Source organism: Streptomyces sp. NPDC058401 (assembly GCF_042722885.1).
In the GTDB taxonomy this organism is placed as follows: Bacteria; Actinomycetota; Actinomycetes; order Streptomycetales; family Streptomycetaceae; genus Streptomyces.
The window spans coordinates 41,260-60,673 of record NZ_JBHXKA010000015.1 but is presented as its reverse complement, the minus strand read 5'-3'; the positions used below and the strand labels follow the sequence as shown (position 1 = coordinate 60,673).

The window sequence follows — 19,414 nt, the reverse complement described above, 5'->3', positions numbered from 1 at the left end:
GCGCGCCGAGGGCCCGGTCAGGGGCGGGATCCGGCTAGCGCAGGTAGCCCAGAACGGTCATCATCCCGGCCTCCGAGTGGTACACGTTGTGGCAATGCACCATCCACAGACCGGGATTGTCGGCGTCGAAGTCCACCGTCAGCTTCCCGTTCGGGAGCACCACCGCGGTGTCCTTGCGGGCCCCGCCCGGCCGGCCGCCGAGGGCGAAGGTGTGCCCGTGCACGTGGAGCGGATGCCACATCGTTGTGGAGTTGTTGAACTCCAGCCGGACCCTTTCTCCCGCTTTCACCGGGTGCCGCTGGTCCGGGGTGTACGGCTTCCCGTCGAAGGCCCAGTCGTACTTCGCCATGCCGCCGGTCAGCTCGATCCGCACGGTGCGGTCCGGCTCGCGCGCCGCCAGGGCCACCGGCCGCGCCGCCTTCAGGACGTCCGCCGTCAGCGGCTGCCCGGACAGCTCGGCGGGCCGGGTCGCGGCGGTCGGGGCCGCGCCCGCACCGGTGCGCAGCACCGCGAGCGCCGAGGCCGCGTCCCCCTTGCCCTCGGCGAGCGCGGTCAGCGGGAACACCCCGTCGCCCGCCGTCACCAGGACGTCGTAGCGCTCGCCCATGCCCAGCAGCAGCGAGCGGGCGGCCGCGTGCTCGACGGGGAATCCGTCGGTGTGGGTGACCGTGAACTCGTGGCCGCCCAGGGCGATCCGGAAGGCGGTGTCCCCGCCCGCGTTGATGATCCGGAGCCGGATCCGGTCGCCCGGGCGGGCGGTGAAGACCGAGGGGTCCTCGGAGGTGCGGCCGTTGACCAGGTAGTGCGGGTACGCGACATCGCCCGGGTCCTTGCCGAGGACCTCGCTGACTCCGCCCATGAGGACCCGGGAGGAGCCGCCGCCGCTCGGGGCGGGTGCGGGTGCGGGCGTGGCTGTGGCGCCGGAGCCGGAGCCGGCGCCGGAGCTGTGGCCGGAGCCGTGGCCTGAATGGCCGCCGCCCGGGTTCGTGTCCATGCCCTTGCGGAGTTCGCCGAGCACGGCGTCGGGGGTGGAGCCGTCCACGCCGTCGACCCAGTCGTCGAGTACGACCACCCACTCCTTGTCGTAGGAGAGGGGCTCCTTGGGGTCCTCGACGATCAGCGGCGCGTACAGGCCGCGGTCCTGTTGGACCCCGGAGTGCGGGTGGAACCAGTACGTCCCGGGGTGCGGGACGGCGAACTCGTACGTGAACGAGCCGCCCGGGGGGATGTCCCGCTGGGTCAGCCCCGGTACCCCGTCCATGTCGTTGCGCAGCGCCAGGCCGTGCCAGTGCAGGGAGGTGGCCTCGGGGAGGTTGTTGGCCAGGGTCAGGGCGAGCCGGCCGCCCGCGGTGACCCGGACCTCCTGGCCCGGGAGCTTGTCCCCGTACGCCCACGAGCGGACGGAGCGGCCGGCGCCGAGGTCGAGCGGGGTGGCGGTGGCCGTCAGCCGGACCTCGGTGAGCGGGCCGGTGGCCTTGCGGGCGGCCTCGGCGGCCCGTACTTCGGCGCCGGCCGGGTCCACGTAGCCGCCGGGGGCGGGGGAGGCGGCCCCCTTGCCCGTGGAGCCCGCGCCGTGATCCATGCCGGCCATGCCGGAGCCCGAGCAGGCGGCGAGCAGCCCGGACCCGGCGAGCGCGGCGCCGGCGCCGAGCACGGCGCGGCGGGAGGGGGAGGGCGAGGGTGAGGGTGAGGGCGAGGAAGGGGAATCGGAATCGGAAGTGGAAGCGGAAGTGCGCGGGAAGGAAGAGCGCATGGCGGAACACCTCGTGATGGTGTGAGGCAGGCAGGTGGGCACCGTCTGCCGCCGCCCCGGAGGCATGCGGGGGCGACGACGGAGCCCGGCCTATACGCGCAGTACCGCCAGCAGGGTGAGGAGTTCGCGGGGCGGTGGCGGGTCCGGACCGCCGGACCGGCCCGCGGCGCGTGCCGCACCCCCGAGCGGCGCGGCACGGCGCGGGCCGGCCAGTCCGGCTCCGAGTACCAGCAGGGTGAGGGCGCCGAGCACGGCGAGACACACGGACATGGGGTCCATGCCGGTGTGCGGGGGGCGCGGGGCCTCGGCGGTGGTGCGGGCCGGGGCGCCGGCGGGTTCGGCGTGTGTGACCGCCGCGCCGTGCTCCTCCCCGGACGGCGTATGGCCGGCCCGGGGAACGAAACGGACCGACGGTACGTCGTCCATGGCGTGGGCCGGCGTCGGATGGCCCAGCGTGTGCATGCCCGCGATGCCCAGCAGCAGCGCGGCGAACAGCAGCAGCCGGGGCCACCGGACTGCTGGTCGCTGCGGGCGCGAGGCGGGGCGGGTCATGGGCGGAACCCTACCCGGGGTGGGTATCCGATCGCAGGACCGGCCCGGCCGCATTTAGGATTAGTCGCACTATGTCAACAAAAGACCCGCCCTCGTATTCGCCGAATCCGCTGGTTCCCCGGACCCCCGAGGACGACCCGCTCAAGCACCTGAAACCGGTGAAGTCCCGGAGATCCTGGAAGTCCGTGAACAGCCTCTCCGCCGCGACGGGTTCCGCCCCCGCGTCCCGGGCCGGTGCCCGCGCCGTGGCGCTCCTCGTCGGGCTCGGCGCGGCCGCCTACACCGCGTGGGTCCTCGAAGTCGTCCTCTCCACGGGCCTCAACCCCATCGAGACGTACGTCAGCGAGCTCGCCGCCCAGGACCAGCCGCTCGGCGGCCTGTTCCGGGCCACCGACTTCACCGCCGGGCTCCTCGTCTTCTTCGGCGGCCTCCTGGCCCTGGTCCGCCTCGCGAGACGCGTCGAACCCCGCCGCCTCTGGTCCGTCGCCGGCTGGTCCGGGATCACCCTCTTCGGCGCCGCCACCGCGGCGGACGCCTGGCTGCCGCTGAGCTGCACGCCGACCGTGGACCCCGAATGTGCGGCGCGGGAGACCGCCGGACTGGTCCCCGCCACCCATCAGGCCCACGCCGTCAGCAGCAGTCTGGCCATGACGGGCGCGCTCGTCGGGATCGTGGCCCTCACGCTCGCAGCCAGCCGCTACGGCCGGCTCGCCCCGCTCGCACGGTTCGGGCCCGCGCTCGTCGTGCTCGAACTGCTCGCCACCGCCTGGACCCTGGTCTCCATCGCCCTGTTCACCGCCGGGCACGGCACCTGGGCGCTCGGCGCCGGGCAGCGGCTCCAGGTGCTGTTCGTGGCCGTCTGGCTGGGCCTGCTCGCGTACTCCGTCCACCGGGAACGCCGGACGTGAGCGGCCCGGCCGCCGGGGCCGCTCCCGGGACCGTCGCCGGGGCCGCCGCCGTGACCGCCGCCGGGAGGTTCGTACGCCTCCCCGCCCCCGACGGGGAGGCCCTCCACGTCCTCGTGGAGGGCTCCGGACCCCCGGTCGTCCTCAGCGCGGGGCTCGCCATGGCCTGGTTCGACTGGGACCCGGTGGCGGAGCTGCTCGTCGCCGCCGGCCGTACCGTCGTGCGCTTCGACCGTCCCGGGCACGGGCTGAGCGCCCCCGCCGTGCGCCCGCCGTCCGCCGCCGGGGAGGCGCACCGGATAGCCGGGCTGCTGGACGCGCTCGGTCTGGGCGCCGAACCCGTCACCGTGGCCGGGCACTCCATCGCCGGGTTCCACGCCGAAGCCTTCGCCCGGCTGTACCCGGGGCGCACCGCCGCCCTGGTGCTGGTCGACTCCAGCGTGGAGGAGCGGCCCCGCACCGCCCTGCCCGCCGGGGTGCGCACCGGCGCCGCCCGGGTGCTCGGCCGGGCCGTGACCGCCGTCGGGCTGCCGGCCGCGCTGGGCCCCTGGACCCGGCGGACCGCCGTACGGGCATCCCGCGCCGGCGGCGCGGACCCGGCCCCGCGGGACCTCGTACGCCGCTGCTACCGGACCGGCCGGGTCTGGCGCGGGGCCCTGCTGGAGAACTCCCGTTACCCCGACACGGCCGCCGAGGTGCTGGCCCTGCGCGCGGCGCTGCCGCTGACCGTGCCCGCCACCGTCCTGGCCGGCCACGACCCCGGCGCGCGCCGCCCCGACCTGCGCTGGCTGGGCCGCCAGGCGGCGCTGGCCGACGTACTGGGAGCCCGGTTCGAGGTCGCGGAGCCGGCCGGGCACCTGGTCATGCTGGACCGCCCGCACCAGGTGGCGCGGGCGGTCCTGTACGCGCAGGCCTAAGCCGTGGGCCTATCCGCGGGCGTAGACCTTCTCGGCCCACCCGGCTATCTGCTCGTCCGACAGGTGCTTGGCCAGGTCGGCCTCGCTGATCATCCCGACCAGCCGCTTGTTGTCGATGACGGGAAGCCGGCGGATCTGGTGGCTCTGCATCTCCTCCAGCACCTCGGAGACGTCCGCGCCCGCGTCGATCCAGCGCGGGGTGCCCTGGGCCATGTCGCCGGCCGTGATCTTCGACGGGTCGTGCCCCTTGGCCACACAGCCGATGACGATGTCGCGGTCGGTCAGGATGCCGCAGAGCCGTTCGTTGGAATCGCTGATGGGCAGTGCACCCACATTGAGCCGGCTCATCAGCTGAGCGGCCCGGTCCAGGGTCTCGGTGGCGGGGATCCACTGGGCCCCGCGGTGCATGATCTCTCCGGCGGTGGTCATCGCGTCAACCTCCTGAGCACGCCGTAACGGCCGGACGCGGGTGCGCCCGCCTCGGCGTCCCCATCCTCATTCGCCCGTTCGGCCCACGCGACCCGGCGGGGGCGGGAGGGGGCCGTACGGGTGACCTCCATCCAGCCCCTCCGGCGTTTGAGGAGCGGGGGTCCGGGGGCGGAGCCCCAGGCGGCGGCGCCGCACCCGGACGACGGGTCAACCCGCGGCCGGCGGCTCCGCTCCGCGCTGCTTCAGCATGTCGGCCATCAGCTGGAGCTCCGACTGCTGGGCCTCCACCATGCCCTGGGCCAGCGCCCGCTCGGCCGGGTTCCCGCACGCGTCGGCGCACCCCTGGGCCATGGCGACGCCGCCCTTGTGGTGGTCGGTCATCAGCTGCAGGTAGAGCACCTCGGCGTCCCGGCCCTCGGCGGAGCCGAGCCGGGCCAGGTCCTCCTTGGTGGCCATGCCGGGCATCAGCGCGCCGGGCTTGGTGACGGCCCCGCCCATGGCATGGCCCTCCATCCCGTGCCCGTCGCCGCCGCCCGACCCCATCCAGGACATCGGCGGCTCGTCGGCCACCACCTTCGGCAGGCCCCACATGTCCAGCCAGCCCAGCAGCATGCCGCGCTGGTTGGCCTGGGTGTTGGCGATGTCGTAGGCGAGGACGCGTACCGGCTCGTCCTTCGTGCGGTCCCGCACGATGAAGGACATCTCGACCGCCTGCTGGTGGTGCACCGCCATGTCCCGGGCGAAGCCCGCGTCGGCGGAGTAGAGCCCCGGCGTACGGGAGGCCTCGGGAGCGGAATCGGCTCCCCCCGCGGTGGCGACCGTGGCCCCCACCGCGAAGAGCAGCGCGAGGCCCACGGCCGAGCCCGCGGCCCAGTACGTACGGGCCACGGAACCCCTGCCGGCCGTACGGGTCACTTGTCGGCCAGCCCGTTCGTGCAGGCCGCGCCCGGCTCGGGGGTCTGCGTGCCCTGCACGTACTTGGTGAGGAACGCCGCCACCCGGGCGTCGTCCGCGCTGTCCACGGTCAGCTGCTTGCCCCACGCGCTGAGCATGATCGCGCCGGACTGCTCCTTGACGGGGCTCATCAGCGTGTACGGGCGCTTGGCCACCGAGGCGGCGAGCTTCTCGACGTCGGCCGGGGCGGCCTTCTCGTTGTACGTCACCCACACGGCGCCGTGCTCCAGCGAGTGGACGGCGTTGATCTCGGGGATCGGGTTCTTGTAGACGTCGCCGTTGCAGTTCATCCAGCGGGGGTTGTGGTCCCCGCCGACCGGCGGGTTCATCTCGTACTTCACCGGGGTCTCGACGTGGTTGCGGCCGAGCTTCTTGGCGTCCCAGGTCTGCTCACCGGCGACGGGCGCCTTGGCGAGGGCCTTCTTGGCTTCCGCATCGTTCTGCTGGTCGATCATCACCCACGCGCCGAAGCCGATGAGGCCGGTGACGATGGCGGCCGACGCGGTGATCGCGATGGCCTTGTTCCGCCGGTCGCGCGACTGGTCGGCGCGGCGCATCTCGGCTATCCGCGCCTGGCGGGAGCTGTTGGTTTCGGACTTCCTGCTGGCCATGGCCCTGAATCCTTTGTGCTGAGGGGGGTGGAGGGGAGAACGCGCTGCCTGAGCGCCGTCGAACCGGACCGGTCAGGTCCGCAGCACCTGCAGGGCGTACAGGTCGGGGCCGCGCGCGAGCGCCGAGGGAGGCCGGATCCCCGCCGCCGGCCCGGGGCGCACGGCGGGCGCCGGCTCCGCGCCCGCCACCGGGACCGCGGGCGGCGCCGGGGGCAGGAGCCCCGGGGGAACGTGCGAGAGCGGGGAGCAGCCGGGCCGGTCGTACGGCGCCACGCAGACGGCGCGCTGCGCCCCGGCCGCGTGGGCGGTGTGCCCGGCGCGCGCGCCCGGCCCCGCGGCGGCCGGAGGCTCGGCCCCGGCGGCCCGGCACAGGAACGCCGTACCGGCCAGCACCCCGAAGGCCATCAGGAGGACGGCACGCCGGAGCAGCGGACGTCTCCGACGTCCCTGCTCGTCATGCGCATGGCCCCCCATGGGCGCCGATGGTAATGCTCATGACCGGCCCAAGGTCAGTGCGGGGGTGCCACCGGCTTGGCGGGGTGCGTAATCTGGCGGAAACCACCGCTGGCGATACTGGGGCGGCCCGACTGTGCCCACGCCCCCGCGGCAGTGGTGCACAGGCCGCCTGAACTGCGAGGATGAAGCCATGGACAAGCAGCAGGAATTCGTCCTCCGGACGCTCGAGGAGCGCGACATCCGCTTCGTGCGCCTGTGGTTCACCGACGTGCTGGGCTTCCTGAAGTCCGTGGCGGTCGCGCCGGCGGAGCTGGAACAGGCCTTTGACGAGGGCATCGGGTTCGACGGCTCGGCGATCGAGGGATTCGCGCGGGTCTACGAGTCCGACATGATCGCGAAGCCGGACCCGAGCACCTTCCAGATACTGCCGTGGCGCGCGGAGGCCCCCGGAACGGCGCGGATGTTCTGCGACATCCTGATGCCGGACGGCTCGCCCTCCTACGCGGACCCGCGGTACGTCCTCAAGCGCATCCTGAACAAGACCTCCGACCTGGGCTTCACCTTCTACACCCACCCGGAGATCGAGTTCTTCCTGCTGAAGGACAAGCCGCTGGACGGCACCCGGCCCACCCCGGCCGACAACTCGGGCTACTTCGACCACACCCCGCAGAACGTCGGCATGGACTTCCGCCGCCAGGCGATCACGATGCTCGAATCCATGGGCATCTCGGTCGAGTTCAGCCACCACGAGGGTGCCCCCGGCCAGCAGGAGATCGACCTGCGCTACGCCGACGCCCTCTCGACGGCCGACAACATCATGACCTTCCGCCTGGTCATGAAGCAGGTCGCCCTGGAACAGGGCGTCCAGGCCACCTTCATGCCGAAGCCCTTCTCGGAGTACCCCGGTTCGGGCATGCACACCCACCTCTCCCTCTTCGAGGGCGACCGCAACGCCTTCTACGAGTCGGGCGCCGAGTACCAGCTCTCCAAGGTCGGCCGCTCCTTCATCGCGGGCCTGCTCAAGCACGCGGCGGAAACCGCCGCGGTGACCAACCAGTGGGTCAACTCCTACAAGCGCATCTGGGGCGGCTCCTCGCGCACCGCCGGCTCCGGCGGCGAGGCCCCCTCGTACATCTGCTGGGGCCACAACAACCGCTCGGCCCTGATCCGCGTCCCGATGTACAAGCCGGGCAAGACGGGCTCCTCCCGCGTGGAGGTCCGCTCGATCGACTCGGGCGCCAACCCGTACCTCACCTACGCCGTCCTCCTGGCCGCGGGCCTCAAGGGCATCGAGGAGGGCTACGAACTCCCGGCCGGCGCCGACGACGACGTCTGGGCCCTCTCCGACGCGGAACGCCGCGCGATGGGCATCGAACCCCTCCCGCAGAACCTCGGCGAGGCCATCGCCCTGATGGAACGCAGCGAACTGGTAGCCGAAACCCTCGGCGAGCACGTCTTCGACTTCTTCCTCCGCAACAAGAAGCAGGAGTGGGAGGAATACCGCTCGGAGGTAACGGCCTTCGAACTCCGCAAGATGATGCCGGTCCTGTAGTCCCCGGTACCCGCACCACACACGCCTCCGGGCCGCCGGTCACCGACCGGCGGCCCGGAGGTGTTTGCGGACCTCTGGGGCGGTTGCAGGCGGGGGATCCGCCGTGCCGGGCCGTTCGGCTCGGCGACCGAGTGCTTTGTGTGGGCGCCGCGGGACGAACGCGGCCCGGTGGGGGAGCCCTGAGGCATGGACGAAGGCGGGAACGGATCAGGCGGAGGGAAGTTCGCCCGGCGGGTGGCGTGGTGGGTCGGCGTGCTGGCCGGGCTCGCGGGCATCGCCGCACTCGTGGTGACCCTGACCGACAAGGATGATTTCACCGTGGCGGAATGGTCCCGCGAAGCCGGCGCGGCCTGCGACGTGCTGGAGGGGGAGGTGACGGAGAACCACCGCGTGGCGCAGGAGCTCCTCGCCAAGGTGGAACCCGACGGCCCGGGGGACAAGAGGGACCAGGTGGCGGCGGACGCCTGGACCGCCCTCGCCGGCAGCGAGCGGAAGATCACCGGGGAGATGGGCAGGATCCAGATGCCCGCCAAGCACCAGGACGACGTGCGGAACCTGCTCGACGCGATGAACGACGTCAGCGACGAGGACTACGGCATCGCCGCCGACCTCCGCCGGCTGACGTTCTCCTCGAAGAGCTTCGAGGAGTTCGCGAAGAAGCGAAACGCGTACGTGGCGCAGGTCCTCGGCCACTTGAACCTGCTCGGAGTCGCCCACTGCCTGCCGGGGGAGTGACTACGCCGGCCGTACCGCCGGATGCCAGACCGTGCGGGTGGGGGTCGGGAGGGAGGTGGCTACGTGGAGTTCGGCGTCCAGGCCCAGGACCGTCATCGTCAGGGCGCCGCCCGGTTCCTGGATGCCGGCCGGGGCGCCTGCGTAGAGCATGCGGGACTCCGTCCAGGCTGGGGGGCCGCCGAGGCCCGTGGTGCTGATGGTGCCCGAGTCGGCGCGGCCCGATATGAGGCGGCCCGCCACGCCGACCGCGCCGTAGCCGGCCCGGCCGCCGGCCTCGGTGACGCTGGAGACCGCCGGCTTCGCGGCGCCGGGCGCCGCGGTGACCATGGCGGTGCGTACGACCCCGGAGTCGGGGCGGCGGAAGTAGAGGCGGACGCCCGCCGCCTCCGGGGTGGCGGTGAGGGGGACGGTGGTGGCCGGGAGGCCGGTCGGGAAGGGGCCGGCCAGCGGGGCGCCCGGGGCGGGCTGGATCCAGGCCAGTACCGACTGGGTGGTGGCTGCGTAGACGTGGCGGCGTCCGGCGGAGTCGGTGGCCGACACCGGGTCGGACTGGAGGTCGGCGCCCCCCAGGTGCTGCCAGCCGCCGAAGGCGCCCGAGGGCTCCTGGGTGCGGGCGAGCAGGGCGCGGCGGGAGTCGCGGACGTACACCGTCAGCCGCCCGTCGGGGTCGCTGACGGCCGAGGGTGCGCTGATCGAGGAGGTGCCGGGCTCGTCGCCGGGCTCCGGGGTGCCGAGGGAGACCCACGCCCCGAACGGGCCGCCGGGCACGGACTGGGCGGCGTAGACGATCTCGCGCCGGTACTCCTGCGGCCGGTCGCCGAAGAGGGTGCGGGTGGCGAGGACGGCGACGCGCCCGTCGGGGAGGCGGGCGGTGGTCGCGCCGGGGTCGATGCCGGTGCCCGGGAGTATGGCCGGGCCCTGCCAGGCGGCGCCGGGGCCGGTGCCGGCCCCGCGGTTCCAGACGGCCATCTGGCCGTCGAGGACGGCGAAGGCGTACAGCCGGCCGGTCGTGCCCTGCACCAGCCAGGAGGAGTGGTCGCCGCGCGCGTACCGCAGTGACTGGGCCCAGTTGCGGCCGCTCGGGCTGCCGGCCACCTTGCGGTCGCCGCAACCGGAGGGCGAGCCGCAGTAGTTCTGCTTGTCGTGCCACGCGTACGTCTTCAGGAAGCCGATCTTCGTCTCGGCCGTCTGCGGGTCCAGCGTGTGCGGCAGGGTGCTGTTGTGGTAGCCGAGGTAGTTCTGCACCGTGAAGCGGGGCCGCTGCCCGACCGGGACCCGCGCGGCGTACGAGGCGGCCCCGGCCTGCGCGAACCGCGCCGCGTACATGTGGTCCTGATGGTCGGTGAGCCGCCCGGTGTCGAGGTACCGGCCCGGCGACGGGTCCTGCATGCGTATCGTCGTCGGCTTGTACTGCTCCAGGATCCCCGATATCGCCGCTATCACCTGGTCCTTGGTGTACGTGGACGGCTGCGTGACCGGGGTGCCCGCGGTGAGCTGCGGGGCGAGCGCCGGTATCCGGCCGTTCCACAGGCCGCGCAGGCTGTCCGGGGTGTCGGCGACGGGGGCGCGGGCCTCGCGCATCTGCAGCCAGACCAGGTTGATCTGCGGGTTCGCGAGGAGGACGTCGAGCTCGGCGTGGCCGCCGCCCGCGGTGGGGATGACCGTACGGCGCCACGGGCTGGTGCGGTCGCCGGTGGCCATCTGCGCGTAGGCGGAGCGTATGCCGTTCTGCCGGGCCTCCGCGTAGTGGCCGCGGTCGGCGGGCTGCTGCGGGTCCTTGGCCGCACCGCCGTTGGCCTCGTTGCGGCCGTCGGCCTCGCCGGCGGTGAGGTAGAGGGTGGTGAGCGGGGTGCCGGACGCCAGGGAGCGGCTGAGGTCCGGGTTCATGAAGAACAGGTCGTCGTCCGGGTGGGCGACGATCTGGACGACCGACCCGGCGGTGGCGCTCACCGGGACGACGGCCGAGGAGTCGGTTCCCGGGACGGCCTCGGCCGCGGTCTGCTGGCCGGAGGCGACGGCGAGCGCGCCGGTGACCCCGATGGTCAGCATCGGGACCACGGTCGCGAGGAGGAAGCGTCGGCGGGATACGGGCATCGGCTGCGCCTTGGGGTCGTTCCGGCAGGAAGAACCGGGTGAAACTGTCGGTCGGTCAGTGAGAGGTCGATCCGGGCAAGTTGGTTCACCCGTTTCGCCGATGAGTTCAGATGTGTGGAAATGGCAGCCCGCGTACGCCCCTTGTGGGCGGTTCGTACGTGTCCGCGGTCACAGGGTGGAGGGGAGGCGGGCCGCCGCCCCGCCGCGCGCACCAAAAAACGCCCCCGTGGGGGGCGTTGATGGGTGGCGCAGGTTCGGTGCAGACGCTTACCGGGCCGTCACGGCGAGCCGTTCGGCGGGCCCACCGGCTGCCACGGGGCCAGGTGTGCGTTCGGGTCGTCCGCCGACGAGGTCACGTACAGGCGTCCGTCCAGCCCCATGACCGCCAGGTCCACCGTGCTCCTGCCGTTCATCGTCGAGGAGGGCGCCCCGACGAACATCAGCGGAGACGTCGCCCACGGCCGGCCCGGGCCGAGGTCCGAGCCCAGCTGTCCGCCCGCCGCCCGCCCGGCCAGCAGGTGGCCGCTCGCCGTCACCGAGCCGAAGCCCGACAGCCCGGCCAGGTCGGTGAGTCCGCTCACCTTCAGCCCGCCCTCGCCCGTGAACAGGGCGGTACCGACCCCGCCCGAGTCCGGCTTGCGGAACCACAGCCGTACGCCCTCCTCCCGGCTCTGCGCCGTGATCGGCAGCGCCGGCGCGGGCAGTCCGGTCGCCGTGGCGGGGCCGAGCGGGGCGCCGGCCTTGGGCTGGGCCCAGCCCAGCACGCTCTTGGTGGTCGCGGCCAGGACGATGCGCCGGCCCCCGGCGTCGGTCGCGGCGACCGGGCTGCCGTGCAGGTCGGAGCCGCCGTAGGAGTCCCACGGCCCCCAGGTGCCGGTCGGCGACTGCACCCGCCCGCGCAGGGTGTACGCGCCGTCGCGCACGTAGACCGCGAGCTGCCCGGAGCCGTCGACGGCCACCGCGGGCGCGCTGATGTCGGAGGTCCAGTTCTCGTCGGAGGTCTCCGGTGTACCGAGGGCCGTCCACTCCCCGAACTCCTGGGCGCCGGGCGCCCGCTGCACGGTGTAGACGATCTCGCGCCGGTAGTCGGCGGGCCGGGCGCCGAAGGAGGTGCGGGTGCCGAAGGCGGCGATCCGGCCGTCGCCCAGGGTCACGGTGGAGATGCCCTGGTCCATGATCGTGCCGGCGGCGCCGGGGAGCAGCCGGGGGCCGCTCCAGGCGCCGAGCAGGCCGTCGCGGTGCCAGAGGGCGAGCTGCCCGTCGAGCACCTTGAACGCCCACAGTCCGTGCTCCTTGTCGGAGGTCAGCCAGGAGGTGGCGGTGCCGCGGGCGTAGTTGATGGAGGAGGTCCAGTGGTTGCCGGACGGGTGGCCGGCGACCTTCAGGTCCCCGCAGCCGGCGGCGCTGCCGCAGTGGTTCAGCCGGTCGGTCCAGGCGTAGGTGTCCAGGATGTCCAGCTTGGCCCGGGCCTCGTCCGGGCCGAGGGCGCTGGGGAGCGAGCCGTTGAAGTAGCCGAGGTAGTTCTGCACGGAGAAGTGCGGACGGTCCTTGACCTCCTTCGCGTAGGCGCCGAGCGCGACCTGGACGAAGCGGGCCCCGTAGAAGTGGTCCTGGTGGTCCGTGTAGTGCCTGTTGGCGGGGAACCGGCCGGGCGTCGGGTCCTGGGAGCGGACGGTGGTCGGCCCGTACCGCGTCAGGAGGCCGACGAGGGTCCGTACGACCTGGTCCTTGGTGTACGTGAACTGCTGCTTGACCGGGGATCCGGAGGCGATCATCGACTCCAGCCGGGGAACCTTGCCGTCCCAGAGGCCGTGCAGGCTGTCGGGCCGGTCCGCCCACACGTTGCCGGCCTCGCGCATCTGCAGCCAGACGAGGTTGACCTGCGGCTTCGCCGTGAGGACGTCCACCTCGGCGTGGCCGCCGCCCGCGGTGGGCACGACCGTGCGCCGCCAGGGGCTGTCCCGGTCGCCGGTGGCCATCTTCGCGTAGGCGGCGCGGATGCCGTTCTGGCGGGCCTCGGCGTAGGCGGGCTTGTCGGGCGGGGTGGTGGCCACCTGGGCGTCGTCCGCGTTGATCCCGTCGGCCTCGCCGGAGGTGAGGTACACCGAGGTGACGGGGTGGCCCGCCGCTATCGAATAGCGCAGGTCCGGGTTCATGAAGTAGAGGTCGTCGTCGGGGTGCGCCACGATCTGGAGCACGCGGCCGGGGTCCGCGGGGGCCGCCGGGTCGACGGCCGCGGAGGCGGCGCCCACCGCCTTGCCGTCGCCGGCGGTGTGGTGGGCGAGGGCCTCGACCGCCTCGTTGCCCCGCAGCAGCAGCATCCCCCCGGCGGCGGCCGCCGCACAGAAGCCGACGGCCTTGACGACCCGCCCCCGCCGCCTGCGGGCCACCGCCCGGGCCCGCCGCGCCCGGCGCCCGGCGGGGCCTGCGCCCCGACTGTCGGATCCGGCGGGGCCTTCGCCCCGGCTGCCGTCCCCGGCGGGGCCTTCGCCCCGGCTGCCGGAGGGGCTTTGGTCCCGGCCGGCCGAGGGGCCGCCTCCAGGGCCGCTACCAGGGCCGTCGTTCCGCCGGGCTGATGGTTCGTCGGGCGGGAGTTCGGGGTCGGACACGGGGCTCCTCCTGGCCGGTGTGCGGGGAGCGGGCCCCATTGCGGGACAAGTGTGCCAAAAATCTGACAATCAGTCCCATTGGGCATGCGGTGAGTCGAACGCCTGCTCCGGCTAGGCTCTCCCCGGGCGGAAGCGCGGACCCTGCCGGAGGCGACACCCGCCGCAGGCGGCACCCCGCGAAACCGCCCGGCCAGGGCAGAGGCAACGGCAGGCCGACGTACGCGGGAGGCGGCGGGATGACAGTCCCGGGACGCAGGAGCAGTACCTTCAGCCGGCTGGTGCGCAGCGGGTTCACCGACCCCTCGGCCGCCGCCCGGCTGCTCGACACCGATGCGCTGGCCGCCGTACGCACCGATCCGGTGCTCCTCGACGCCCTCGGGGCCACCGCCGATCCCGACCTCGCCCTCCTCGGGCTGGTCCGGATCGCCGAGGCGCAGGCCCCCGAAGAGCTGCCCGTCCTCCTGGACACCCTGGTCAGCGCCAAACCCCTGCGCGACCGGCTCCTCGGCGTCCTCGGCGCCTCCGAGGCCCTCGGCGACCACCTCGCCCGGCACCCCCGGGACTGGCAGGCCCTCGTCACCTACGAGGCGGCCGATCTGCACCCCGGGCTGCCCGAGTTCGAGCAGGGCCTGGCCGGTGCCCACGACCCCGTCGCCCTGCGCATCGCCTACCGCCGCTGCCTGCTCTCCATCGCCGCCCGCGACGTGTGCGGGACCATAGACGTGGCCCAGACCGCCGCCGAGCTCGCCGACCTGGCCACCGCCACCCTCCGCGCGGCCCTGCGCATCGCGAGCGCCGCCGCCCCCGAGGACGCGGCCGTCTGCCGGCTCGCCGTCATCGCCATGGGCAAGTGCGGCGGCAACGAGCTGAACTACGTCTCCGACGTCGACGTCATCTTCGTCGGCGACGCGGCCCCCGGCGCCGACGAGGGCAAGGCCGTCCAGGCCGCCACCCGGCTCGCCTCCCACCTCATGCGGATCTGCTCCGAGACCACCGTCGAAGGCACCATCTGGCCCGTCGACGCCAACCTCCGGCCCGAGGGCAGAAACGGTCCGCTGGTCCGCACCCTCGCCTCCCACCTCGCCTACTACCAGCGCTGGGCCAAGACCTGGGAGTTCCAGGCCCTCCTCAAGGCCCGCGCCGTCGCGGGCGACGAGACGCTCGGCGCCGAGTACATCGCCGCCATAACTCCCCTCGTCTGGCAGGCCGCCGAGCGCGAGAACTTCGTCCCCGATGTCCAGAAGATGCGCCGCCGCGTCGTCGACAACATCCCCGCCGCCCAGGTCGAGCGCGAGCTCAAGCTCGGCCCCGGAGGCCTGCGCGACGTCGAGTTCGCCGTCCAGCTGCTCCAGCTCGTGCACGGCCGATCCGACGCCACCCTGCACTCCGGCACCACCCTCGACGCGCTCACCGCCCTCGCCGCCGGCGGCTACGTCGGGCGCACCGACGCCGCCCAACTGCACGACGCGTACCGCTTCCTGCGGGCCATGGAGCACCGCATCCAGCTCTACCGGCTGCGCCGCACCCACCTCGTCCCCGAGGACGAGGCCGACCTGCGCCGCCTGGGCCGCTCGCTGGGCCTGCGCACCGAACCGGTCGCCGAACTCAACAAGGCCTGGCGCCGGCACGCCTCCGTCGTGCGCCGCCTGCACGAGAAGATCTTCTACCGGCCGCTCCTCGACGCCGTGGCCCAGCTCGCCCCCGGCGAGACCCGGCTCTCCCCGCGCGCCGCCGGCCAGCGCCTCGAAGCCCTCGGGTACGCCGATCCGGCCGCCGCCCTGCGCCACCTCGAAGCCCTGGCCTCCGGAGTCACCCGCGCCGCCGCCATCCAGCGCACCCTGCTGCCCGTGCTCCTCGGCTGGTTCGCCGACTCCGCCGACCCGGACGCCGGCCTGCTGAACTTCCGCAAGGTCTCCGACGCCCTCGGCCGGACCCCCTGGTACCTGCGCCTCCTGCGCGACGAGGGCGCCGCCGCGGAGAACCTCGCCCGGGTGCTCTCCGCCGGACGCCTCGCCCCCGACCTCCTCCTGCGCGCACCCGAGGCGGTGGCCCTCCTCGGCGACCCCGAAGGCCTGGTTCCCCGTACCCACGAGGCCCTGGAACAGGAGGTGCTGGCCGCCGTCGGCCGCGCCGAGAACCCGGAAGCGGCGGTGGCCGCCGCCCGCGGAGTACGCCGCCGCGAGCTGTTCCGCACCACCGCCGCCGACATCATCGGCTCCTACGGTACGGAGGACAGCCCGGCCGAGGAGGACCACGGAGCCCTGGTCGACCGGGTCGGCCGCGCCGTCTCCGAACTCACCGCCGCCACCGTCGCCGGAGCCCTGCGCGCCGCCGTCCAGGGCCACTGGGGCGACACCCTGCCCACCCGCTTCGCGGTCATCGGCGTCGGCCGCTTCGGCGGTCACGAGCTCGGCTACGGGTCCGACGCCGACGTGCTGTTCGTCCACGAGCCGCGCGAGGGCGTCGACGAACAGGAGGCCGCCAAGGCCGCCCACAACGTCATCGCCGAGATGCGCAGGCTCCTCCAGCTCCCGACCGCGGACCCGCCGCTGCTCATCGACGCGGACCTGCGGCCCGAAGGCCGCTCCGGCCCCCTGGTCCGCACCCTGCCCTCCTACGCCGCCTACTACCGGCGCTGGGCCCTGACCTGGGAGTCCCAGGCCCTGCTGCGCGCCGAACCGGTGGCGGGCGACCTCGAACTCGGCCGCCGCTTCATCGAGCTGATCGACCCGCTGCGCTACCCGGTGGAAGGCCTCGGCGAGGACGCCGTGCGCGAGATCCGCAGGCTGAAGGCCCGGATGGAATCCGAACGCCTGCCCAGGGGCGCCGACCCGACCCTGCACACCAAGCTGGGCCGCGGCGGCCTCAGCGACGTCGAGTGGACCGTCCAGCTGATCCAGATGCGGCACGCCTGGGCCGAACCGGGCCTGCGCACGACCCGGACCCGCGAGGCCCTGGCCGCCGCGCACGCGGCCGGACTGATCCCGACCGAGGAGGCACAGATCCTGGACGAGGCCTGGGTCCTGGCCACCCGGGTGCGCAATGCCGTGATGCTGGTCCGCGGCCGCGCGGGCGACACCTTCCCCTCGGAGGCCCGGGAACTGGCCGCGGTAGGCCGCTACCTGGGCTACGCGGAGGGCACGGTCGGCGACATGCTGGACGACTACCGCCGCATCACCCGCCGCGCGCGGGGCGTGGTGGACGAGCTGTTCTACGCGGGGTAGCCGGACGCGGTCGGGCGTGCGCGGGCGTGCGCTACACGCCCACCGGAACGTCAACTGCCAGGTGTAACAGCCCTGTTGCTCATGTCACGTTTCGCCGCCCTCCGGCCAGGGGATTCGGCCCCCTCGGAGCGGGCTGAAACCGTAGCGGAATCCCATGGATCACCCGATTTCCACCCATCTCGCATAGCGGGATTCCGTAGAGCGCGTGAACGGCGATCCGTAGCGTCCCTGATACCAGAGCCCACGCCCGGAGCGGAATTGAATCACCCGTTTCGTCGCCATTGGCGCCTCGGTGGGTGTGGGGTTCCATGCACGTCCATGGGAAGCACGGGGGAGAGTCAAGATGAAGGTACTTGTGGTCAGCCCGCCGAATTCCAACACCGTTCTGGACGGTGTTTCCTGCACGGTCACCCGGCCCGAGGAGCACACCGACTGGTCCGATTTCCCCAACCTCGGGATCCTCACCCTGGCCTCCGCGCTGCGATCCGTCCCCGGCGTCGATCCGGTGTACATCGACGGGACCGTGATGCCCTGGCCGGAAGTGCTCGCCTACGTCGAGGACAACGCCGGCGACATCCTCGCGCTGTGCGTCAGCGCGCTCACCGCCACCTATGAGGCCGGACTGCACTTATGCGCCGCCGCCAAGCGCGTGAACAGCCGGATCGTCACGATCGTGGGCAACGACCACGTGACGGCGCTTCCCCGCGAGTGCCTGTCCTCGCAACGAGGGGTGATCGACTACGCGTTCATCGGGAACGAGGTCGTCGGCAGCCTCGTCGATCTCATAGCCACCCTCGGCAGCGGCGGTGCGGTGGCGGGTGGCGTCTATCCCGGCCTCGCCAGTTTCGACGGTACGGACATGACGGTGCAGCCGCAGCGGAGCGAGCCCGTCTACACCCGGATCGACTACTCGCTGATCGACGCCGTCTTCGATCACTCGTCTTTGTACGACGGCAATTTCGGCAACCGGGTCGTGCCGACCTTCGAGCACTTGACGGGCCGCAGGGTGACCGCGGGAATGCCCGTCGAGATCGGCCGGGGCTGCATCAAGTTCGCCCGGAACGACGCCTGTTCCTTCTGCTCGATCCAGTTCGGCGGCATGTGGCGCAACTCCGTCCCCGACGGGGAATCGGCGTGGGAAGTGATCCGCGCGGCGCACGCGTCCGGCTACGACTACCTCTACCTGACCGCCGACGAACTGCCCCTCACCTTCGGCAGGCTGCTGCGGGAGATGGTCGCCTCACCGCCCGGATGGTGGGCGGACCTCTCCGAAGACGACCGCCCCGTGATGGTGGGCTACGCCCGGGCGGACGGCCTGTCCGACGAGCGGCACGCCGCCAACCTGCGTGCGCTCGGCGTACGTCAGCTCATGGTCGGGCTCGACGCGGGGACCCCGGTCTCCCTGCAGGCGATGCGCAAACCCCTGGTGTCGATCCGCGAGAACGACTCCCGGTTCCGCGCCGAGAAGATGTTCGACCACAACGTGAAGGCGCTCCAGTCGGCCAAGAACAACGGCCTCCTCCTCAAAGTCGGCTTCGTCATCGGTCATCTGGGCATGGACGTCGCGCTGATGCGGGAGAACATCGACTCCATGAAGGCGCTGCTGGCCTCCGGGGCCGGCGCCATCGCCTCCCTCGACGTCGAAGTGCTGTCCCCCGAGCCGGGATCCCTGGACTTCAAGATGCTGCTCGACCCGGTGCTGGCCCGCGCGAACGCCGACGAGCTCGAACTGTCGATGCCCAGCCGGCAGGAGCACGAGCTGCGTGCCAGGAAGTGGCGGGGCAAGGACATCATCGACAGGGAGGAGGCGATGGCGGACTACGTGGAGTCGGTGATGCCGGGCCTCACCCTGGACGACCTCGCCGGGGCCAGGGCCGAAGTGCGCGACTACGGAAAACAGCTCGGCGTCACCGTCGGCGGCTGACGGCAGAGGCGCCCCGGCGATGACTCTCACCCTGCTGACGGGATTCGCAGGACTCTGCCTGATCCTGGCGATCACGCCGGGGCCGGACACATTCCTGATCCTCAGGTACAGCCTCTCCGGAGCCCGCTACGGCGTCGCCGCCGCGTTCGGATCGGGCATCGGCTCGCTGTTGTGGGCCGCGATCGTGGCGCTCGGCCTGGGCGCCGTCCTCGAAAGGTCGGCATCCGCCTTCTTCGTGGTCAAGGTGATCGGCGGCCTGTACCTGCTCTACCTCGGAGTCACCGGATTCATCGAGTTCGTCCGCGGCGACGAGGTCTCCGCCGCCGCTCCGCCACGAGACGGCCCACCGCCGCCACGAGACGGCCCACCGCCTCCACGCGGCACCCGGGCGGCCCTGAACTCCGGACTGTTCTCGTGCATGTTGAATCCGAAGGTGGGGCTGTTCTTCCTCGCCGTCGTACCGCAGTTCCTGCCCGCCGACGCCGTCGGCTTCGGCTCGATCATGGTCCTCGGCATCATCGACGGCGTGGTCGCGGTCGGCTGGCTGGTGCTCCTGGCCAAGGTGGCGGCCAAGGCGGTCGGATGGCTGCAGAAGCCGAAGGTCACCCGCACGATGGGATGGATCAGCTCGGGCATCCTGGCGCTGTTGGGCGTCGGCACCCTGGTGACGGCGGGCATGTGACCTACCGTCAGCGACAC

Annotated in this window: 15 protein-coding genes; 7 read left to right on the top strand and 8 right to left on the bottom strand. The window is 73.0% G+C overall.

Features of this window, described 5'->3' with window-relative positions; genetic code table 11:
* Nucleotides 1-34: 34 nt before the first annotated feature.
* A complete protein-coding gene (locus ACFWNV_RS08325; protein ID WP_383942407.1) occupies nucleotides 35-1,654 on the bottom strand; it encodes a multicopper oxidase family protein in 1,620 nt (539 codons plus the stop codon).
* 189 nt (nucleotides 1,655-1,843) lie between these two features.
* Nucleotides 1,844-2,305 carry a hypothetical protein gene (locus ACFWNV_RS08320; protein WP_383942404.1) on the bottom strand — a complete coding sequence of 154 codons (462 nt, stop codon included), beginning with the start codon at nucleotides 2,303-2,305 and terminating at the stop codon, nucleotides 1,844-1,846.
* A 245-nt stretch (nucleotides 2,306-2,550) separates the two neighbouring features.
* Between ACFWNV_RS08320 and ACFWNV_RS08315 the strand changes: the two genes are divergently transcribed.
* Both ACFWNV_RS08315 and ACFWNV_RS08310 read left to right on the top strand, forming a co-directional pair.
* Nucleotides 2,551-3,213, top strand: a complete 663-nt coding sequence (locus tag ACFWNV_RS08315; RefSeq protein WP_383942501.1) for a DUF998 domain-containing protein — start codon at nucleotides 2,551-2,553, stop codon at nucleotides 3,211-3,213.
* Nucleotides 3,214-3,263: 50 nt separating this feature from the next.
* The gene (locus ACFWNV_RS08310) at nucleotides 3,264-4,127 is read left to right on the top strand and encodes an alpha/beta fold hydrolase (RefSeq protein ID WP_383942498.1); all 864 of its coding nucleotides are present in this window, start codon (nucleotides 3,264-3,266) and stop codon (nucleotides 4,125-4,127) included.
* Nucleotides 4,128-4,136: 9 nt separating this feature from the next.
* On the opposite strand, the gene ACFWNV_RS08305 is transcribed toward ACFWNV_RS08310, so the two are convergent.
* The 4 genes from ACFWNV_RS08305 to ACFWNV_RS08290 form a co-directional block, all read right to left on the bottom strand.
* Nucleotides 4,137-4,556, bottom strand: coding sequence for a CBS domain-containing protein (locus ACFWNV_RS08305; protein ID WP_383942401.1), 420 nt, complete (start codon nucleotides 4,554-4,556; stop codon nucleotides 4,137-4,139).
* A gap of 207 nt (nucleotides 4,557-4,763) precedes the next feature.
* A complete protein-coding gene (locus ACFWNV_RS08300; protein ID WP_383942398.1) occupies nucleotides 4,764-5,471 on the bottom strand; it encodes a DUF305 domain-containing protein in 708 nt (235 codons plus the stop codon).
* The gene (locus ACFWNV_RS08295) at nucleotides 5,468-6,121 is read right to left on the bottom strand and encodes a DUF3105 domain-containing protein (RefSeq protein ID WP_383942396.1); all 654 of its coding nucleotides are present in this window, start codon (nucleotides 6,119-6,121) and stop codon (nucleotides 5,468-5,470) included. The genes ACFWNV_RS08300 and ACFWNV_RS08295 overlap by 4 nt, the downstream gene beginning before the upstream one ends.
* A gap of 72 nt (nucleotides 6,122-6,193) precedes the next feature.
* A complete protein-coding gene (locus tag ACFWNV_RS08290) occupies nucleotides 6,194-6,526 on the bottom strand; it encodes a hypothetical protein (RefSeq protein WP_383942393.1) in 333 nt (110 codons plus the stop codon).
* Between the two features lie 241 nt (nucleotides 6,527-6,767).
* On the opposite strand from ACFWNV_RS08290, the gene glnA reads away from it, so the two are divergent.
* Together glnA and ACFWNV_RS08280 are read left to right on the top strand one after the other, a co-directional pair.
* On the top strand, nucleotides 6,768-8,129 hold the full coding sequence (gene glnA, locus ACFWNV_RS08285; protein WP_243329674.1) for a type I glutamate--ammonia ligase: 1,362 nt from the start codon (nucleotides 6,768-6,770) through the stop codon (nucleotides 8,127-8,129).
* 186 nt (nucleotides 8,130-8,315) lie between these two features.
* On the top strand, nucleotides 8,316-8,864 hold the full coding sequence (locus ACFWNV_RS08280) for a hypothetical protein (protein ID WP_383942391.1): 549 nt from the start codon (nucleotides 8,316-8,318) through the stop codon (nucleotides 8,862-8,864).
* Here ACFWNV_RS08280 and ACFWNV_RS08275 read toward each other — a convergent pair whose 3' ends face one another.
* Nucleotides 8,865-10,958 carry a PIG-L family deacetylase gene (locus ACFWNV_RS08275; protein WP_383942388.1) on the bottom strand — a complete coding sequence of 698 codons (2,094 nt, stop codon included), beginning with the start codon at nucleotides 10,956-10,958 and terminating at the stop codon, nucleotides 8,865-8,867. It lies immediately after the preceding gene.
* A 278-nt stretch (nucleotides 10,959-11,236) separates the two neighbouring features.
* A complete protein-coding gene (locus ACFWNV_RS08270) occupies nucleotides 11,237-13,348 on the bottom strand; it encodes a PIG-L family deacetylase (RefSeq protein ID WP_383942386.1) in 2,112 nt (703 codons plus the stop codon).
* A gap of 455 nt (nucleotides 13,349-13,803) precedes the next feature.
* Here ACFWNV_RS08270 and ACFWNV_RS08265 point away from each other — a divergent pair, with 455 nt between their 5' ends.
* The 3 genes from ACFWNV_RS08265 (at nucleotide 13,804) to ACFWNV_RS08255 (ending at nucleotide 19,397) form a co-directional block, all read left to right on the top strand.
* On the top strand, nucleotides 13,804-16,791 hold the full coding sequence (locus tag ACFWNV_RS08265) for a bifunctional [glutamine synthetase] adenylyltransferase/[glutamine synthetase]-adenylyl-L-tyrosine phosphorylase (RefSeq protein ID WP_383942383.1): 2,988 nt from the start codon (nucleotides 13,804-13,806) through the stop codon (nucleotides 16,789-16,791).
* 343 nt (nucleotides 16,792-17,134) lie between these two features.
* Nucleotides 17,135-18,715: a B12-binding domain-containing radical SAM protein gene (locus ACFWNV_RS08260; protein ID WP_383942380.1), complete on the top strand. Its 1,581-nt coding sequence runs from the start codon at nucleotides 17,135-17,137 to the stop codon at nucleotides 18,713-18,715.
* 19 nt (nucleotides 18,716-18,734) lie between these two features.
* Nucleotides 18,735-19,397: a LysE family translocator gene (locus ACFWNV_RS08255; RefSeq protein ID WP_383942377.1), complete on the top strand. Its 663-nt coding sequence runs from the start codon at nucleotides 18,735-18,737 to the stop codon at nucleotides 19,395-19,397.
* Nucleotides 19,398-19,414: the final 17 nt, after the last annotated feature.